Below are 18714 nucleotides of genomic sequence, written 5' to 3'. Positions count from 1 at the left end.
TAGTGGACACGATTGCCAATTTTTTCAGCTTCATCACCACACCTGTCTCATGGGTGATCGTCCAGTTCCACAAGCTGTACGGGGCGATCTTCGGCCCTGACACGGGCTGGGCCTGGGGCCTGTCGATCGTGTCCCTCGTGGTGCTGATCCGGATCTGTCTGATCCCGCTGTTCGTCAAGCAGATCAAGTCGACCCGGAACATGCAGGCGCTCCAGCCGAAGATGAAGGCGATCCAGGAGCGCTACAAGAGCGACAAGCAGCGTCAGTCCGAAGAGATGATGAAGCTGTACAAGGAGACGGGCACCAACCCGCTCTCCTCGTGCCTGCCCATCCTGGCGCAGTCCCCCTTCTTCTTCGCGCTGTACTCGGTGCTCTCCCATATCGCCGAGGGCAAGACGATCGGCGTCATCAACCAGTCGCTGCTGGAGAGTGCCCGTCAGGCGCACATCTTCGGCGCCCCGCTGGCCGCCAAGTTCACGAACAGTGCCGCCGAGGTCGCCGCGCTCGACGCCTCGCTGACCTCGGTCCGCATCGTCACCGCGGTCATGATCATCATGATGTCGGCCTCGCAGTTCTTCACGCAGCGCCAGCTGATGATGAAGAACGTCGACCTCTCGGTGAAGACGCCGTACATGCAGCAGCAGAAGATGCTCATGTACATCTTCCCGGTGATCTTCGCCGTCATGGGCATCAACTTCCCCGTCGGTGTCCTCGTCTACTGGCTGACCACCAACGTGTGGACCATGGGCCAGCAGATGTACGTGATCAACCAGAACCCGACCCCGGGCAGCAAGGCGCAGGACGCCTACCTCCAGCGCCTGCTGAAGAGCGTCACCGCGCACCACGAGGTCCGAGGCCGTCGCCGTAAGAACATCGTCAAGGTCATCGTCGCCAAGGGCGCCGACCGCAACGACAACGAGCGCCGCTTCTTCGCGGGCCTCTCCAAGGCCGGCTACGTCGCCCAGGCCGACGGCACCGTGATCAAGAGCGACACGATCGTGGCCGAGGCCGAGGGTGCCGCGACGGCCAGGCGCCAGCAGCCCAAGCGCCAGACCAAGTCCCAGCGCCAGGCCGCCGCGGCCCCGCAGGGCGTGGCCAAGGACGCCGAGGAAGTCTCCGAGCCGGCCGCCGAAGCGGCGACCACCTCGCTCGAGAAGAAGCCCCAGGGCCAGGCCGAGGCCAAGGACGAGGCACAGGGCGACAAGCCCGGACGTCCGAGCCGCGCCAACTCCGGAGGCTCCCGTCAGGGCAAGTCCGGTCAGCGCAAGGGCCAGCAGCGGCCCAAGCACCCGTCCTCCAAGAAGTAAGCCCCCACGACGCAAGAAGGAGTCCATCCGTGACGGAAGGCACCACCTCCTCCGCCGCCGAGGGTGGCGACACCCTGACCCGCCTGGAGCAGGAGGGTGAGATCGCGGCCGACTACCTCGAAGGCCTGCTCGACATCGCCGACCTGGACGGCGACATCGACATGGACGTCGAGGCGGACCGGGCCGCGGTCTCGATCATCAGCGACTCCAGCACCCGTGAGCTGCAGAAGCTCGTGGGTCGCGATGGTGAGGTTCTGGAGGCTCTCCAGGAGCTGACGCGTCTGGCCGTTCACCGGGAGACCGGTGACCGCAGCCGACTGATGCTCGACATCGCCGGCTTCCGGGCCCAGAAGCGCTCCGAGCTCGCCGAGCTGGGTGCCAAGGCGGCGGCCGAGGTGAAGTCCACGGGCGAGCCGGTCAAGCTGGACCCGATGACGCCGTTCGAGCGCAAGGTCGTCCACGACGCGATCGCCGCCGCCGGTCTGCGCAGCGAGTCCGAGGGCGAGGAGCCGCAGCGCTTCGTCGTCGTGCTCCCGGCCTGACCCCTCACGTAGTCTCGGCCCCGTCTGTTCGCAGGCGGGGCCGATCTTTGTCAGCCTGATAGTCAGCCATCACAGCGCGCTCGCACGTGAAGCGTGCGGTACGGAAGGACGGTTCCCGTGACGGAGGCAGCGGAGCTCCCCGAGGCGCCGGAGCAGGCGCGGACAGTCTTCGGTGAGTATTTCCCGGAGGCCGTGCGGTACGCGGAGCTCCTCGCGGACGCGGGTGTGAAGCGCGGTCTGATCGGCCCGCGCGAGGTCCCGCGACTCTGGGAACGTCACCTGCTGAACTGTGCCGTCCTCGCGGAGGCCGTTCCCGAGGGCGTCACCGTCTGCGACGTGGGCTCGGGTGCGGGACTCCCCGGCATTCCCCTGGCCTTGGTCCGGCGCGATCTGAAGATCACGCTCCTGGAGCCTCTCCTGCGTAGGACGAACTTCCTCCAGGAGGTCGTGGAGCTGCTCGGCCTCGACCACGTGACCGTGGTTCGCGGGCGCGCCGAGGAGATGCTCGGCAAGATCACTCCCGTGCACGTGGTGACCGCCCGTGCGGTCGCCCCCCTGGACCGCCTGGCGGGCTGGGGCGTTCCTCTGCTGCGTCCGTACGGCGAGATGCTGGCACTCAAGGGCGACACCGCCGAGGAGGAGATCGCCGGTGCCCGTGCCGCGCTCTCCCGGCTCGGCGTGGTGGAGACCTCGGTGCTCCAGGTCGGCGAGGGGGTCGTCGACCCGCTGACCACCGTCGTCCGGGTGGAGGTCGGCGAGAGCCCGGGCGGTGTGCGCTTCGCGGCGAAGCGAGCCAAGGCCGCCCGTACGAGTAAGACCCGCCGACGCCGCTGAGCGTCGCATACGTACCATTTCGGAGTGTCGAGCGGTCCTGACCGGGCAGCACGGGCATGGTGTTTCACGTGAAACATCGCTCACTGCTGCAGGGGATCATCAGTCGCGGCCGCGCGGCTGCCACGCCCCGGGACCGCGGCCCCCGCGTGAAGCCACTCGCGAGGGTTACGGAGTTGTCCACAGAGGTGGATTCACCCACAGAACCACCGACCTCGCTGGTTCACGACCCCGAAAGCATGGCAGGCTCTGCTCATCGCGAGCCTGAAGCCGAGGAGAGTGAATCCTTGCGGTCCGACGCCAACATCGCGGGACCGATGACCGATCCGGTCCCCGGTCCCCGAACCGAATCGGTGGGGGAGGATGTTTCACGTGAAACACCGCCCCCGATGGACGACACCCCCATTGGTCGTGCTGCCCAACTGGCAGTAGAAGCCCTGGGTCGTGCCGGTGAGGGTCTTCCCCGACCGGCCCAGACTCGCGTGATGGTGGTCGCCAACCAGAAGGGCGGCGTGGGCAAGACGACCACGACGGTCAACCTTGCCGCGTCCCTCGCCCTGCACGGGTCCCGGGTCCTGGTCATCGACCTGGACCCGCAGGGCAACGCCTCGACGGCGCTGGGCATCGACCACCACGCCGAGGTCCCCTCGATCTACGACGTCCTGGTGGACAGCAGGCCGCTGTCCGAGGTGGTCCAGCCCGTCCTGGAAGTCGAAGGACTCTTCTGCGCCCCCGCCACCATCGATCTCGCCGGTGCGGAGATCGAGCTCGTGTCGCTGGTGGCCCGCGAGAGCCGCCTGCAGCGTGCGATCCAGGCCTACGAGCAGCCCCTCGACTACATCCTGATCGACTGCCCGCCCTCGCTCGGTCTGCTCACGGTCAACGCCATGGTGGCGGGCGCCGAGGTGCTGATCCCGATCCAGTGCGAGTACTACGCGCTGGAGGGGCTGGGCCAGCTCCTGCGGAACGTCGACCTGGTGCGGGGACACCTGAACCCGGGGCTGCACGTCTCGACGATCCTGCTCACCATGTACGACGGCAGGACGAGGCTCGCCTCCCAGGTCGCCGAAGAGGTGCGCACCCACTTCAGCGAGGAGGTGCTGCGGACCAGCATTCCGAGGTCCGTCCGCATCTCGGAGGCGCCGAGCTACGGCCAGACGGTCCTCACCTACGATCCGGGCTCCAGCGGAGCCCTGTCGTACCTCGAAGCGGCCCGTGAGATCGCTCTGCGGGGGGCCACCGTGTACTACGACCCCCAGCACGCCCACGGAGGGCACGCCCAGGTCGGGCACCAGAACAACCAGCGCAGCATGTCGGAGGGGATCCAGTGAGTGAGCGACGCAGAGGATTGGGGCGTGGGCTCGGTTCGCTGATCCCGTCCGCTCCCCAGGAACGACAGGTGCCCGCGGTCGGTGTCGGGGCGAGCGTGTCCTCCCAGGGTGCCGTCCCCGTGCTGACCCCCGAGCGCGGTGTGGCCGCCGCCAAGCTGGCGACCCTTCCCCAGAGTGCCCAGTCTCCGGACTCGATGGCCTCGTGGAACGAGCCCGAGGCGGCCGTCCCGGCGTCTCCGGCCGGCGCGCACTTCGCGGAGCTGCCGCTCGACGCCATCACGCCCAACCCGCGTCAGCCGCGTGAGATCTTCGACGAGGACGCCCTGGCCGAGCTGGTCGCCTCCATCAAGGAGGTCGGCCTCCTCCAGCCCGTGGTCGTGCGCCAGGTCGGCACCGAGCGCTACGAGCTCATCATGGGTGAGCGGCGCTGGCGCGCCTGCCGTGAGGCCGGGCTGGAGCGGATCCCGGCCATCGTGCGGCACACCGACGACGAGAAGCTGCTCCTGGACGCCCTCCTGGAGAACCTCCACCGGGCTCAGCTGAACCCGCTGGAAGAGGCGGCGGCCTACGACCAGCTGCTCAAGGACTTCAACTGCACCCATGACCAGCTGGCCGACCGGATCGGACGCTCGCGCCCGCAGGTCTCGAACACGCTCCGGCTGCTGCGTCTCTCCCCGCCGGTGCAGAGCCGGGTCGCGGCCGGCGTGATCTCCGCCGGTCACGCGCGCGCCCTGCTGGGCGTCGAGGACCCGGAGGCCCAGGACAGGCTCGCGTACCGCATCGTGTCCGAGGGACTCTCGGTGCGTTCCGTCGAGGAGATCGTCACGCTGATGGGCTCGGAGCCCGGGGCGCCGGTCAAGCCGAAGGGCCCCCGTGCGGGGGCACGGGTGTCGCCCGCGCTCACAGATCTCGCCTCCCGGCTCTCGGACCGCTTCGAGACCCGGGTGAAGGTCGACCTGGGGCAGAAGAAGGGCAAGATCGTCGTCGAGTTCGCCTCGATGGACGATCTGGAACGGATCCTCTCCACGCTGGCTCCCGGAGAGGGCCGGGTCCTGGATCACAAGAGCGACGAGCAGGGCTGACCCCTCGCGTTCCACCGAGTCCGCTCAGGGCGGGCCTCGCTCCGGTCTTTCCGGAACGGGGTCCGCCCTTTGCCTGTGAGCGGTGTCGCCCTGATCGCCCGATCGATACGATTCCGAGAGGCGTATCCGTACTCGATGGCGAGGGAATCGAGGAGAAGCCGTGGGGCGTCGGCTCGTACCGCTCACACTGGACAACCTTCCGGATCTTCCCCAGCGGTGTCGCTCCTGTGTCTTCTGGGAGCTCGACCCGGTCAGTGGAGAGGCCGCGGTGAAGGCGGGGCGCCCGGAGCTGGAGAAGGAAGCCTGGATCTCGGCCGTTCTGCTGGAGTGGGGATCCTGCGGTCGGGTGGTCTATGTCGACGAGGTGCCGGTCGGCTATGTGCTCTACGCTCCCCCGGCTTATGTGCCGCGGTCCACGGCCTTTCCGACGAGCCCCGTGGCAGCGGACGCCGTCCAGCTGATGACGGCGTGGATCATGCCCGGCTATCAGGGGCAGGGACTGGGCCGCGTGATGGTGCAGACCGTGGCCAAGGACGTGATCAGGCGGGGCTTCAAGGCGATCGAGGCGTTCGGGGACGCCCGCTGGAAGGAGCCCGCCTGTGTGCTGCCCGCTGAGCATCTGCTCGCGGTGGGCTTCAAGACGGTCCGTCCGCACCACGCCTTTCCCCGGCTGCGTCTGGAGCTCAGGACGACGCTCTCCTGGAAGGAGGACGTCGAGATGGCGCTGGACCGGCTGCTCGGCGCGGTGCAGAAGGAGCCCGTTCTGCGACCCCTCTGAGCCCCGGGAAGCGCAGAGGCCCGCCCCCTCGTAAGGGGACGGGCCTTCACTGTTCCACGTGAAACGCCTTCGCTGTTTCACGTGGAACAGCGGATGAGCATCAGGCCTTGGCGGGCTCGATGAAGTCCTCCAGGTCGCGCAGGATCGCGGCCTTCGGCTTGGCGCCGACGATGGTCTTCACGACCTCGCCGCCCTGGTAGACGTTCAGCGTCGGGATGGACATGACGCCGTACTTGGCAGCCGTGGCAGGGTTCTCGTCGATGTTCAGCTTCACGATCTCGATCTCACCGTGCTCGGCGGCGATGCTCTCGAGCGACGGGGCGATCTGGCGGCACGGTCCGCACCAGGCGGCCCAGAAGTCCACCAGGACGGGCTTGTCGCTGTTGAGGACATCCTCTTCGAAGGAAGCGTCGGTCACAGTCTTGAGGGCCACAGCGGCCTCCTTGATCTCGCGGGGTGTGGGTGGGGAGAGGTGGATCAGACCGCGGGGGTCTCGGCCAGCTTCTCGCTGTCGGCGAGAGCGGACAGGAAACGCTCGGCGTCGAGGGCGGCGGAGCAGCCGGTGCCGGCCGCCGTGATGGCCTGGCGGTAGGTGTGGTCGACGACGTCGCCGGCGCCGAAGACGCCCGTGAGGTTGGTGCGCGTCGAGGGGGCGGCCACCTTGAGGTAACCCTCGTCGTCCAGTTCCAGCTGGCCCTTGAAGAGCTCGGTCCGCGGGTCGTGGCCCACGGCGATGAAGAGGCCGGTGACCGGCAGCTCGCGGGTGGCGCCGGTCTTCGTGTCGCGCAGGGTCAGGCCGGTGAGCTTCTGCTCGCCGTGGATCTCGGTGACCTCGCTGTCCCAGGCGAAGGAGATCTTCGGGTCGGCGAAGGCGCGCTCCTGCATGGCCTTCGAAGCACGCAGGGCGTCACGGCGGTGGACGATGGTGACGGACTTGGCGAAGCGCGAGAGGAAGGTGGCCTCCTCGATCGCGGTGTCGCCGCCGCCGACGACGGCGATGTCGTGGTCCTTGAAGAAGAACCCGTCGCAGGTGGCGCACCAGGAGACACCGCGGCCGGAGAGCGCGTCCTCGTTGGGGAGGCCGAGCTTACGGTGCTGGGAGCCGGTCGTGACGATGACGGCCTTGGCGCGGTGCACGGTGCCTGCGGTGTCCGTGACGGTCTTGATGTCACCGGTCAGGTCCACGGCGACGACGTCGTCCGGGACGAGCTCCGCACCGAAGCGCTCAGCCTGGGCCCGCATGTTGTCCATGAGGTCCGGGCCCATGATGCCGTCGCGGAAGCCGGGGAAGTTCTCGACCTCGGTCGTGTTCATCAGGGCGCCACCGGCGGTGACGGCCCCCTCGAAGACCAGGGGCTTCAGCGACGCTCGGGCCGTGTAGAGCGCCGCGGTGTAACCCGCGGGCCCGGAGCCGATAATGATCACGTTACGGACGTCGCTCACGGGTTTCTTCCTCGTCTCTGCAGACTGCCACTGCCTACGGGGGCGGTTGTCTCGGTCGCTCACCCCACCCAACGGATCCTAAGGGGCGCGCATTCCCGAGACCGCCGCACGGCACCGTGGACGAGACGGAGAGACGTCAGGCGCGTGGGTACGTCTGGCTGTGCAGGACCTCGGCGGCCGGGCCCGCGCTGTTCCCGGACCCATCGGCGCAGGAGGCGTCCACCACGTATGCCTGCACCCGTGTGCTGTCGGAGGGATCCGACAGGACCAGCAGGTAGGCGGGCACGCCCTGGTACTCGCCGCGCTCGTGGCCGATCACCGGATCGGTGCGACCGGTGCCGGCCAGGACGCAGCGGGGGACCGCGCCGTCCCGGTTGCGCTGGGGGGTCGACGGGACGGTCTCGGAGGACATCGACTCGGGGCCGATGCCCTGGGGCGTCTTGACGGCGGCGCTCCCCGCCAGGAGCTCGTGGACCCGGTCCTCGACGGGCGCCCCGGAGAAGGGGCTCACGGCCGCACCGGCGACGACATCGGCCTTCTTGGTGTCGGACGCGCTCTCGCCGGCGGTCGGATTCCCCACCTGGCTCAGGTACAGGCTCGTGCCCAGGATCACGGCGCCGAAGGCGGCACCGAGCGTCGGCAGCAGGGCGATCCGGCGTCGGCGGGCCTTCCCCGGGCGGCCGGGGCCCGTGCCGGCGCGGGGGCCGCCCGCGGGACGGTCCGGGGCCGGGGAGGGCGTGCGGGAGGGGGATGCGGTCTCGTCCGGGTAGCGCGATGTTTCACGTGAAACAGCGGCTTCGCTTTCGGGCGTGGTGGAGTTCAGAAGGGCCTCGGCGGCGAGAGCGGCGTCGATGCGGCCCGCGATCTCGGCGGGCATGCGGGGAGGGCCGGGAAGGGTGCCCAGGAGGCCGCGGATCTCCTCCAGAGAGGACCGGACGTCAGCGCAGAGGGGACAGGCGTCCACGTGCCGACGGACGGCTGTGGAGCGAGTCGGCGACAGGAGCCCCTCGGCCAGATCGGAAATCTCCGAGACGTCCGGGTGCTGTGTGGTGTCGGCCTTGCCGGCCGTGGAAGTCACGTGCGCCCACCTCCGCCCTTCACAGCAGCTGGATCAGTCGGTCCGGTATCGGTCGGCCCCGGCACCGTTGGGACGGATGCCCCCGGCGTCCGGTTCCTTCCCCCTTCGGCGGCCTCGTTACCCACCGTGTCGGCGCGCAGATGAGTGACCATCGGCAGGAGGCGGGCCCGTCCGCGTGCACAGCGGCTCTTCACGGTGCCGGTGGGAACGCCGAGGATACGGGCGGCCTCTGCCACGGGGTATCCCTGCATGTCGACCAGGACGAGCGCGGCGCGCTGGTCCTCCGGGATCGCGGCGAGAGCCGCCAGCACCTCGCGGTGGAGATCCTGGCGTTCCACCGGAGCCTCCGCTGATTCGTGAGGGCCGAGGAGCTGCTCGAAGCGGTCGGTGTCGTCGACGGGCGATGTGCGGCGTGAGGCGGTCTTGCGGGCACGGTCGAGGCAGGCGTTCACCGTGATGCGGTGCAGCCAGGTGGTGACGGCCGACTGGCCGCGGAAGGTGTGGGCGGCCCGGAAGGCGGAGATCAGGGCGTCCTGGACGGCGTCAGCGGCCTCCTCGCGGTCCCCCAGGGTCCGCAGGGCAACTGCCCAGAGCCGGTCGCGGTGTCGGCGTACGAGCTCACCGAAGGCGTCCGGGTCCCCGGCGACGTGACGCGCGAGGAGTTCCTCGTCCGTCGTCGGTCGGGGGGCGTCAGCCGCAGGCGCCACGGTTCCCCTCCTCGCTCGGCAGCCGTGCACGCATTCAATCCGTTCCGTGCCCGGAAGTAAATGAGCGCCGAGCTGGGCTCGGCGCTCATGGAGGGGGCGGCTCCGCGACTACGGGGCGGTTCCCTGGAAGGACACGTTCGTGATCGCCTGCTTGTAGCCGGCCCCGAAGTACTCGTCACCGCCGGAGTACGGCACGGAGGTCAGCCAGAGGAGCACGTAGCGGGTCTTCACCGGCGTCTTGGTCTCCGGCTTCGCCGTCGAGTCCGAGGTCTCGACCGAGGCGATCTTCTTCATGGAGTCCACGCTGCCGGAAGGGGTCAGCGAGTCCGCGGCGTAGAGCGAGACCGCGGTCTGCGGTCCGCCGTAGCGGAACACTATGGACGCGGACGAGACGTTCTGCTCGCTCCCGAGGTCGTAGACGATGCCGACACCCTGCTTGTACGGCGCCAGGACAGGACCGTCGACGAAGGTCTTCGTCCGCCAGTACGTGGCGCTGTCACTGTCGTAGGTGTCGGACACGCCCGGCGCGTTCTGCGGCTTCCCGTCGGGTGCGTACTCCTCGGCCGACCGGATCGCCAGCGGCTGGGGAGGCTCGGGCTTCTCGTCGTCGACCGTGGGGGTCGTGACCGGGTTCTTGGACGAGTTGTCCTGGTCGAGGAGCCGGTCCGCGATCTGCCAGCTGCCGAGACCCAGTGCGGCGATCAACAGGGCCGAGACGGCCCACTTGAGCGCCCTGCCGGTACGGCTCTGGAGCGGAGGCGGCGGGATGACCACCGACTGGGTCGCGGCCGGGTGCGGCTGGGGCCGCCCGTACGTGCCCTGCTGGTACGTCGTGCGCTGGTACTCGGGCGGGGCGGTGTACTCCGGCTCCGGCGGCTTGACGCGGGGCATCGCGGCCACGGCCTTGGCCAGCTCGTCCGGAGTGGTGCAGGGCGGCTCCTGCCGCGAGGCGGTGGCACCGTCGTTGGCGAGGGCGCGCATGGCGATCTCGGAGAGGCCCCGGTGGACGCCGGCGCGGACCTGGTCGGGCGGGAGCAGGCCGATGCCCTTGGGGAGCCCGGAGAGGCCGTGGGCGTCGGTGTCGTACGGCCAGCGCTGGGTGAGCGCGGCGTACAGCAGGGCGCCGATGGCCTCGGTGTCGGTGCGCTGCGGACGCTCGGCGGTGATGCCGCGCAGGGCGGCGTTCACGGCGAGGCCGCGGATCCGGTACTGGCCGGTGGAGCTGCGCAGGACGGCGCTCGGGGTGAGCCGGAGGTGGGCGAGGCCTTCGCGGTGAGCGGCAGCCATCGCCTGGGAGACCTGGCTGACGAGTTGATAGGCGTCGTGGGGCTCCAGGGGGCCGGTCGCGAGCAGCGCGGTCAACTCGGTGGAATCCGGCAGCCACTCGTGCACGACGTAGACCAGGTCGTTCTCCTCGACGGCGTCGAGGACCTGGACGAACCGGGGGTCGCCGAGCAGGGCCGAGGAACGGGCCGCGGCCAGGACCGACCGCGCCCGGGGGTGGTCGGCGGGCAGCAGGTGGACCCCGACGGCGCGCCGCAGTTTCTCGTCGACGGCACGCCAACTGCTGAAGCCGTCCAAACGGGTGACGCACTCCTCCAGCCGGTAGCGTCTGGCCAGTTTGTGCCCGCTGTGCAGTTCGGGTGCCTTGATGGAGGGCTGTTCGCCGCTCTTTCGTTCGACCGCCTTGTTCTCCGTGGCTTCGGCGGTCTTCTCCGCCGTCTTCTGCTCTTCCGCCACCCCGTCGGTCGCGGCCGTGTCCGCCTTGGCGGTCAGCGGGTCGTCACCGCTGTTGTCGGCCACGTCGACGGCAGCCGTGCTACGTTCCGCCACCGTCGTTCCTGCCTCCCCATCCGTTGCGCCACATCCAACAGCCATGCCAATTGTGCCCACAGTCCGGTGCTCCGCACGACACGCGGTCCCCGCCCATGGTCGTGCGGGACCGCCGAGTCAGCGTCCCAGGCGCCCGCGCACCATTCCCACCAGCGTGTTCAACTCCGCGATGCGCATGCGCTTCGCCGCGACGAAGAAGACGCCGAGGAGTACCGCTCCGCCGACGAGCAGCGCGACGAGCGACCCGAGGGCGCCCTCGCCCAGGAGCTTCAACAGGCCGAAGCCGACGGCGCCGGCGACGATCGCGGCGGGCACGGAGGCCATGCAGAGCCGCGCGTAGGTCCGCAGGACGTGGGTGCCGTCCAGGTCGCCGCCCAGTCGGTTGCGGAGGCGGCGCCAGGCGATGCCGACGCCGACGGCGTAGGCGAGTCCGTACGAGGCGGCCATGCCGACGACGGCCCACTGGGCGGGCAGGACGACGTAGCAGACCGCCGAGGCCGCCGCGTTGACGGCCGCGACGATGACCGTGTTGTAGAAGGGCGTCCGGGTGTCCTCGTAGGCGTAGAAGCCGCGGAGGACGACATACTGGACGGAGTAGGGGATCAGACCGAGGCCGAAGGCCATCAGGATGAAGCCCATGCCCTGGGCCGCTTCGACCCCGCTGGAGGCGTAGAGCAGGGTGCACATCGGGACGCCGAGCGCCAGGAACGCGAAGGAGACCGGGACGATCGCGACGGCCGAGTTCCGCAGGCCCTGCGAGATGTCGTCCCGGACGGCTCCGGGATCGTCGTCGTGGGCGGCGCGGGAGATCCGCGGCAGCAGGGCCGCCATGACGGAGACGGTGATGATGGCCTGCGGCATGCCCCAGATGAGCTGCGCGTTGGAGTAGGCGAGGAAGCCCGCGCCGTTCTTGCCGGACGCCTCACCCGCGGCCGTGGCGAGCTGGGTGACGACCAGGACGCCCGCCTGGTTGGCGAGGACGAACAGCACGGTCCACTTGGCCAGCTTGACCGTCTTGCCGAGCCCGTGGCCCTTCCAGTCGAAGCGGGGCCGGAAACGGAAGCCCGTCTCACGGAGGTACGGGATCATCGCCAGGGCCTGGACGACGAGGCCGAGGAGGGTGCCGATGCCCAGGAGGCGGATGCCCTCGTCCGGAATGGTCTGCACACCCATGTGGGACTCGGCGGAGGTGCCGTAGACCCAGATGAACAGGCCGAACGTGACGATCATGACGATGTTGTTGAGGACCGGGGTCCACATCATCGCGCCGAACTTGCCCCGGGCGTTCAGGATCTGACCCATCACCACGTGCACGCCCATGAAGAAGATCGTGGGCAGGCAGTAGCGGGCGAAGGTGACGGCCACGCTGTTGGCCGCGGCGTCGTCGGCGATGGTGTTCGACATCAGCCGGATCAGCAGCGGTGCCGCGAAGACGGCCAGGACGACGATCAGACCGAGCGCCACCATGACCAGGGTGAGCAGGCGGTTGGCGTAGGCCTCGCCGCCGTCCTCGTCGTTCTTCATCGAGCGGACGAGCTGCGGGACGAAGACCGAGTTGAGACCGCCGCCGACGGTGAGGATGTAGATCATCGTCGGCAGGGTGTAGGCGATGGTGAAGGTGTCACCGAGCAGGGCGGCGCCGAGCGCACCGGTGATCACCAGGCTGCGGACGAAGCCGGTGAGCCGGGAGACCAGGGTGCCGGCCGCCATGACGGCGCTCGACTTCAGCAGCCCCGAGGCCCGGCCGGACTTCTTGGCGGCGGGCGCGGGCAACGGGTCCGCCTCCGGGGCGGGCGGCGGCACCTGGCCGGGCGTCTGCTGGTCCCGGTAGAGGTGGGCGAAGGCGTCCGGTTCGGGCTCCTCCTCGCCCGCCCGGGTCACCAGGTCGTCGACACCGGTGAACTGGACCGTGCGCGCGTCGTCGCCGTACGGCAGGTGGCGGGAAGGGCCCTCGGGCTCGGGTGCGGGCGTCTGCGCCCACACACGGGGGTCGGGGGCGTGCTGGGGCGCGACCGGCTGCTGGTAGAGCGCCTGCGGCTCCTGGTAGGTCCCGGGCGGGGGCGGCGGGTGCGCGGCGCGGTCGTACAGGGCCTCGGTCACCGGGTCCTGCGCGGCCAGGTCCTGAGCACGGTACGGGTCGTGCGTGAAGACGTCCTGGACGTACGGGTCCTGGGCGTGCGGGCCCTGCCCGTAGGGGTCGTGCCCCTGCGGGTCCTGCGCGTGGGGCTCGTGGCCCTGCGGGCCGGGGGCACCCTGCGGCGCGGGGCCGCCAGCGCCCTGGCCGCGGTCACCGTCGTACGGCGCGTTCATGGTTACCCCACCTCATCGTCCCCGGCCGACCGGCCACGACATCGCTCAACGGTCCACTTTCTCACCCGGGCCCGAGGGGCCGCCGCTTTCGGACCCGGTGTCCGGTGTCGGGTCACTCGGCTGCTCGGGTTCTGCCCCAGCGGGTCCGGCCCCGGCGGGTTCTGCCCCGGCGGGCTCGTCCCCGGAGGGTTCACCCCGGGCGGGTCCGCCCCCGGTGGTCTCCCCTTCGGTGGCCTCTTCGGCCTCGGCCGCCTCCGCCTCGGCGTTCCGGGCCGCGATCCGCTTGCGCTGGGTGTACATCCGTACGCCGGCGAGGACGAGGAGCAGGACGCCTCCCGCGATCACGAGCATCACGGTGGGGGTCATCTCGGAGACCTTCACATTGAAGGTCATCGGCTGCCCGTAGGGCGTGCCGTCCTCGGTGTAGAGCTGGGCGGTCATCGGCACCTGGCCGTTGACGTTGGCGGAAGCCGTGAACTTCACCGACTGGCTGTGGCCGCCGTTGATCTTCACGGGGAGCTCGGCGAACCCCTCGCCGTTCACCTCCAGCCGGTTCTTGTTGCCGGAGGTGAGGCGCAGCACCAGATGGTCCACGCCCTGCAGCAGCTTGTTCTGCACGGTCACGGGGATGGTCGCGCTGCGGCCGGAGAGCGTGAGGTCCGACTTGTCGACCAGCTGCACGCTCTTGGTGAGCCCCTGGAGGTACTCGAGGACGTTGCTGCGGTAGACCAGGGCCGCCCTGACCTCCCCGCGCCAGGAGACAGACATCTCGCGGTTGATCGCGTTGCCGAACGGCGCCACGACGCGCTCCGGCTGCTCCAGGACGACCTTGAAGTCGCCCAGCTCGTCGCGGGTGGTCTTCATGTCACGGAAGGCCTGGACCGGCAGTTCCCGGGCGCGCAGCTTCTTCGGGTACCGGGAGGCGCCGGGCACCGCCGTCGAGGCGTCGGCGTCGGGCTTGGCCGCCGCGGCGGCCACGAGGCCGAGCGGCTGGCTCCAGCGCTTGGCGGAGAGGCCGTGCAGGGCCGCGGCCATGCTCTGCGCCTGGGCGGCGGTCGGCGTCCGCTGGGGGGCGACCACCACGCTGCGCTGGTCCTCCGGCTGCTCCAGGGTGATCGCGAGCGACTGGGCGAGGAACTCCTGGACCGCGAGCGTGGAGCTCTCCGCGCGGACCATGTCGCCGTCGAAGGTGGTGGAGAGGACGGCGTCGCTCACCACGGCCGTGGTGCTGCCGTTCCCCAGCGGGCGGGCCGCCGTGGGCGTGTAGGAGAGGTCGTCGCGGACGCTGTCGCTGCGGGCGATCACCTTGTCCGCGCCCGCCGAGGTCGCGACCGCCACGATGGAGGGGTCGACGGCGCCGTCGACGGGCCAGGCGAAGTCGGTCGACGGCCGGAGGTGCAGGACGGTCTCCACGGTCGTCCCGGCGAGATCGGTCGCCGACTGGAGGTGCCCCAGCGATCCGGGGACGTCCTTGCCGTGATGGGCGAGGGAGGCGAGGTCGGGGTCGGCGAAGGGCAGGGCGACGACCTCGCGCCCCTGGACCGCCTTCTCCAGCGCGTTCAGCCACCGCTCGGCGACCTCCCTGTTCTTCCCCGGGACGTGCAGGGTGCCGTCCTTGACCCGGTAGCCGTTCGCCATGGCGTCGACGGTGGCCAGCAGGTCGGGATCGAGCACCCAGGTGACGGGAAGGTCCTTGCCGAGCGAGACCAGCTGGTCCAGACGCCCGCCCGGGCGCAGCTCGGCGGCCAGCGCGTCGTCCTCGAACACCGGGGTCTGCTGGTCGTCCGTGGCGGTCTCCGCCGAGACGTGGGAGGAGGAGATCAGCGGCCAGAGGTAGGTCAGCTGGGTCTTCTTCTTGGTGGCCTCGGGCTGGTACGGCAGGAAGGTCCGCTCGATGCCGAGCACCCGGTCGGACCCCTGGTCGGAGGTGTGCCCGCTGAGGGAGACGCCCAGCTGGTAGACGCCCGCGTCGTCGAGGCCGAGCTCGGAGACCGGGACGGACAGCGAGAAATCCGTGCTGAGGCCGGCGCCGAGGCGGGGGATCCTCACGGTGGGGGCGTCCTCGAGCGGAGCGGGGTCGCTGTCGTACCGGTACCCGGTGCGTCCCGTCACCTGCTCGATCTCGCTGCGGCTGGTCATTCGCGGTCCGACGCGCAGGTTCAGGGTCGCGTCGGTGACGGTCTTCTTCCCCCGGTTGGTCACCGTCCCGGTGACCGTGACGGTGTCGCCCTCGACCGGGGTGTTCGGAGTCAGGGTGTCGAGCGACACATCGACGGTCCTGGATCCGGTGCCGTCCTCGCCTGCGACCGCCGGGGACGCGGCGGCGGGCGCCTGGAGCAGTCCGGCAAGAAGCGGCGCCCCGAAGGCGACGGTGATCGTGCGCCGCAGCCATCGGCGGGCAGGTGAGGGACCGGTTCCCTGGATGTCTGCCGCCTCGGCCACGCGTTCGCCCGTCCTCGTCGTTGTCAGTGGTGCCGGTGGTGTCGGTGATTCCCGGTTGCTGTGTCCAGGCATGGTAACGAGGCACGCTGGGAGCAAGTGCCGGGGACTGCTCCAGCCGATCTCTCCCCACGGGAAATCGGGGACGTCGCGGCGAGCCGGGGCACGTACCCTTTTCTGTTGTGCCGAACGCCAACGAAGACACCCCGACTGCACTGAGCCAGGTGCAACGCCGCGCGGTCAGTGAACTGCTGCGTGTGTCCCCTGTCGCCGACGACCTCGCCCGCCGTTTCCAGGAGGCCGGGTTCAGCCTTGCGCTGGTCGGTGGCTCGGTACGGGACGCGCTGCTCGGCCGACTCGGCAACGACCTGGACTTCACCACCGACGCCCGCCCCGAGGACGTACTGAAGATCGTCCGTCCGTGGGCCGACGCCGTGTGGGAGGTCGGAATCGCCTTCGGGACGGTCGGCTCCCAGAAGGACGGCTACCAGATCGAGGTCACCACGTACCGCTCGGAGGCGTACGACCGGACCTCGCGCAAGCCCGAGGTCTCCTACGGCGACTCCATCGACGCGGACCTCGTCCGGCGTGACTTCACCGTCAACGCCATGGCCGTGGCCCTGCCCGAGAAGACGTTCATCGACCCGTACGGCGGCCTTGAGGATCTCGCCGCCCGGGTGCTGCGCACGCCGGGTACGCCGGAGGAGTCCTTCTCCGACGACCCCCTGCGGATGATGCGCGCCGCGCGGTTCGCCGCGCAGCTCGACTTCGAGGTCGCGCCCGAGGTGGTCACGGCCATGAAGGAGATGTCCGGCCGGATCGAGATCGTCTCCGCCGAGCGGATCCGTGAGGAACTCAACAAGCTGCTGCTCTCGGCACACCCCCGCACGGGCCTCGGTCTCCTCGTCGACACGGGCCTCGCCGACCACGTGCTGCCCGAGCTGCCGTCGCTGCGGCTGGAGAGCGACGAGCACCACCGGCACAAGGACGTCTACGAGCACTCGCTGACCGTCCTCGACCAGGCGATCGACCTGGAGGAGGACGGGCCCGACCTGGTGTTGCGCCTCGCGGCCCTGCTCCATGACATCGGGAAGCCGCGGACGCGTCGCTTCGAGAAGGACGGCCGCGTCTCCTTCCACCACCACGAGGTGGTGGGCGCGAAGATGACCAAGAGGCGCATGACGGCGCTCAAGTACTCCAACGAGATGATCAAGGACGTCTCGCGGCTGGTGGAGCTGCATCTCCGCTTCCACGGCTACGGGACCGGTGAGTGGACCGACTCCGCCGTGCGCCGCTACGTCCGTGACGCCGGCCCGATGCTCTCCCGGCTGCACAAGCTGACCCGCTCGGACTGCACCACGCGCAACAAGCGCAAGGCCTCCGCGCTCTCCCGCGCCTACGACGGCCTGGAGGACCGCATCGCCCAGCTCCAGGAGCAGGAGGAGCTGGACGCGATCCGCCCCGACCTCGACGGCAACCAGATCCAGGAGACCCTCGGCATTGGCCCCGGACCGGCCATCGGTCAGGCGTACAAGTTCCTGCTGGAGCTCCGCCTGGAGAACGGGCCGATGGAGCACGACGAGGCTGTCGCCGCACTCAAGGAGTGGTGGGCGGCACGGGACTGAACCGTGCTGCGTGCGGCGGGCCGTTGTTTCACGTGAAACAGCGGCGTTCTCCGTGCCGGACAGGGGTGGTGTTTCACGTGAAACATCACCCCTTCGTGCGTTCCCGCCACAGGGCCCCGGCGATCGCCGCGTAGATCGCGGCCACCAGGACCACCAGAAGAGGGGAACGGCCGTCGGGCGGCAGCATCAGCGCGGCGACGCCCGCCGCCCCCACGAAGGCGACGTTGAAGAGCACGTCGTACAGGGAGAAGACCCGCCCTCGGTAGGCATCGTCGACGGCGGTCTGCACCACGGTGTCCGTCGCGATCTTGGCTCCCTGGGTGATCAGCCCCAGGACGAAGGCGATCACGAGGAAGGGCACCGGGGCGAAGGTCAGGCCGAGTGCCGGCTCGACGACGGCGGCCGCGGCCGCGCAGAGGGTCATCCAGCCGAAGGGGCCGAGCCGTCCCACCCCCCAGGGGGAGAGGAGGGCGGCCGCGAAGAAGCCCGCGCCCGAGGCGGCGACGGCGACTCCGAGGAGACCGAGCCCCTCGGAGTCGGTGGAGCTCCAGGCGTAGCGGCAGAGCATGAGCACGGTGACGAGCAGCGCGCCGTAACAGAAGCGCATGAGGCCCACCGCGATGAGGGCACGGGCGGCGGAACGGCGCTCGGCGAGGTGCCGCAACCCCCTGGCCAGTCCGTGGGCCGTGGAGGCCAGAGCCGAGCCGAGCCGCTGCGGGACGAGGCCCGGGTCCGGTCCCAGGAGTTCTCGGGGCATCCGCAGGGAGGCCAGTGCGGAGCAGAGGTAGAGCAGGGCGCCGAAGGCCACCACGGCAGCGTCGGAGTCGTCGGCGATCATCCGGACGCCGAACGCGAGACCGCCGCCGAGCGTCGCGGCGAGCGTCCCCGCGGTCGGGGAGAGCGAGTTCGCCACCACCAGTCGCTCGTCGTCGACGACCCTGGGCAGAGAGGCCGAAAGCCCGGCGAGGACGAAGCGGTTGACGGCCGTGACGGAGAGGGCGGAGGCGTAGAAGAGCCAGTCGGGCACGGAGGCGAGGACCAGCACGGCGGTCCCGCACGCGAGCAGGGCGCGCAGGAGGTTCCCGTAGAGGAAGACCTGCCGCCGTTGCCAGCGGTCGAGGAGTACGCCGGCGAAGGGCCCGACGACCGAGTACGGGAGCAGGAGCACGGCCATGGCCGAGGCGATGGCGGCGGGGGAGGTCTGCTTCTCGGGGGAGAAGACGACGTACGTGGCCAGGGCCACCTGATAGACGCCGTCGGCGCACTGCGAGAGCAGGCGTACGGCCAGCAGGCGGCGGAAGTTCGTCACGCGCAGGAGTAAGCGCAGATCACGTACGACGGACATGGCAGCAAGACTCACATACGAAGAGGGCCCCCGGGCAGTGCCTCGGGGACCCTCGATCGACAA

15 protein-coding genes are annotated in these 18714 nt (G+C 70.0%); 7 read left to right on the top strand and 8 right to left on the bottom strand.

Annotation, left to right across the window (positions count from 1 at the left end; translation table 11 throughout):
• Nucleotides 1–2: 2 nt before the first annotated feature.
• The 6 genes from yidC (at nt 3) to AC067A_RS12480 (ending at nt 5871) form a co-directional block, all read left to right on the top strand.
• Nucleotides 3–1307 carry a membrane protein insertase YidC gene (yidC, locus tag AC067A_RS12505; protein ID WP_478618316.1) on the top strand — a complete coding sequence of 435 codons (1305 nt, stop codon included), beginning with the start codon at nt 3–5 and terminating at the stop codon, nt 1305–1307.
• Between the two features lie 29 nt (nt 1308–1336).
• The gene (locus AC067A_RS12500) at nt 1337–1849 is read left to right on the top strand and encodes a Jag family protein (protein ID WP_478618313.1); all 513 of its coding nucleotides are present in this window, start codon (nt 1337–1339) and stop codon (nt 1847–1849) included.
• Between the two features lie 117 nt (nt 1850–1966).
• The gene (gene rsmG, locus AC067A_RS12495; RefSeq protein ID WP_478618310.1) at nt 1967–2683 is read left to right on the top strand and encodes a 16S rRNA (guanine(527)-N(7))-methyltransferase RsmG; all 717 of its coding nucleotides are present in this window, start codon (nt 1967–1969) and stop codon (nt 2681–2683) included.
• Between the two features lie 236 nt (nt 2684–2919).
• The gene (locus AC067A_RS12490) at nt 2920–4011 is read left to right on the top strand and encodes a ParA family protein (protein WP_478618307.1); all 1092 of its coding nucleotides are present in this window, start codon (nt 2920–2922) and stop codon (nt 4009–4011) included.
• Nucleotides 4008–5093 (top strand): ParB/RepB/Spo0J family partition protein, encoded by a 1086-nt coding sequence (locus AC067A_RS12485; protein WP_478618304.1) that lies wholly within the window; start codon nt 4008–4010, stop codon nt 5091–5093. The genes AC067A_RS12490 and AC067A_RS12485 overlap by 4 nt, the downstream gene beginning before the upstream one ends.
• Nucleotides 5094–5253: 160 nt before the next feature.
• The gene (locus tag AC067A_RS12480; protein ID WP_478618301.1) at nt 5254–5871 is read left to right on the top strand and encodes a GNAT family N-acetyltransferase; all 618 of its coding nucleotides are present in this window, start codon (nt 5254–5256) and stop codon (nt 5869–5871) included.
• A 100-nt stretch (nt 5872–5971) separates the two neighbouring features.
• Here the strand turns inward: AC067A_RS12480 and trxA are convergent, their stop codons facing one another.
• The 7 genes from trxA to AC067A_RS12445 form a co-directional block, all read right to left on the bottom strand.
• Nucleotides 5972–6304 (bottom strand): thioredoxin, encoded by a 333-nt coding sequence (gene trxA / locus AC067A_RS12475; RefSeq protein ID WP_017240400.1) that lies wholly within the window; start codon nt 6302–6304, stop codon nt 5972–5974.
• Between the two features lie 44 nt (nt 6305–6348).
• Nucleotides 6349–7314 carry a thioredoxin-disulfide reductase gene (trxB, locus tag AC067A_RS12470; protein WP_478618297.1) on the bottom strand — a complete coding sequence of 322 codons (966 nt, stop codon included), beginning with the start codon at nt 7312–7314 and terminating at the stop codon, nt 6349–6351.
• A 136-nt stretch (nt 7315–7450) separates the two neighbouring features.
• Complete coding sequence (locus AC067A_RS12465; RefSeq protein ID WP_478618294.1) at nt 7451–8392, bottom strand: anti-sigma factor; 942 nt, start codon at nt 8390–8392, stop codon at nt 7451–7453.
• Nucleotides 8389–9099, bottom strand: a complete 711-nt coding sequence (gene sigM, locus AC067A_RS12460) for an RNA polymerase sigma factor SigM (protein WP_478618291.1) — start codon at nt 9097–9099, stop codon at nt 8389–8391. Before sigM ends, AC067A_RS12465 begins: the two co-directional genes overlap by 4 nt.
• 108 nt (nt 9100–9207) lie before the next feature.
• The gene (locus AC067A_RS12455; RefSeq protein ID WP_478618289.1) at nt 9208–10932 is read right to left on the bottom strand and encodes a protein kinase family protein; all 1725 of its coding nucleotides are present in this window, start codon (nt 10930–10932) and stop codon (nt 9208–9210) included.
• 117 nt (nt 10933–11049) lie between these two features.
• A complete protein-coding gene (murJ, locus tag AC067A_RS12450) occupies nt 11050–13242 on the bottom strand; it encodes a murein biosynthesis integral membrane protein MurJ (RefSeq protein WP_478618287.1) in 2193 nt (730 codons plus the stop codon).
• Nucleotides 13243–13287: 45 nt separating this feature from the next.
• Nucleotides 13288–15684, bottom strand: a complete 2397-nt coding sequence (locus AC067A_RS12445) for a DUF6049 family protein (RefSeq protein ID WP_478618284.1) — start codon at nt 15682–15684, stop codon at nt 13288–13290.
• A gap of 179 nt (nt 15685–15863) precedes the next feature.
• On the opposite strand from AC067A_RS12445, the gene AC067A_RS12440 reads away from it, so the two are divergent.
• Nucleotides 15864–17306 (top strand): CCA tRNA nucleotidyltransferase, encoded by a 1443-nt coding sequence (locus tag AC067A_RS12440; RefSeq protein ID WP_478618281.1) that lies wholly within the window; start codon nt 15864–15866, stop codon nt 17304–17306.
• 85 nt (nt 17307–17391) lie between these two features.
• Here AC067A_RS12440 and AC067A_RS12435 read toward each other — a convergent pair whose 3' ends face one another.
• Nucleotides 17392–18651 (bottom strand): MFS transporter, encoded by a 1260-nt coding sequence (locus AC067A_RS12435; RefSeq protein WP_478618279.1) that lies wholly within the window; start codon nt 18649–18651, stop codon nt 17392–17394.
• Nucleotides 18652–18714 lie beyond the last annotated feature (63 nt).

It is taken from the genome of Streptomyces sp. NPDC043176 (assembly GCF_056436715.1).
This window is presented reverse-complemented; position numbering and strand designations above follow the sequence as displayed.

Coding starts and splice junctions, on each gene's coding strand:
- AC067A_RS12490 (WP_478618307.1), top strand. CDS start 2,920: ATGGCAGGCTCTGCTCATCGCGAGCCTGAAGCCGAGGAGAGTGAATCC.
- murJ (WP_478618287.1), bottom strand. CDS start 13,242: ATGAACGCGCCGTACGACGGTGACCGCGGCCAGGGCGCTGGCGGCCCC.
- AC067A_RS12435 (WP_478618279.1), bottom strand. CDS start 18,651: ATGTCCGTCGTACGTGATCTGCGCTTACTCCTGCGCGTGACGAACTTC.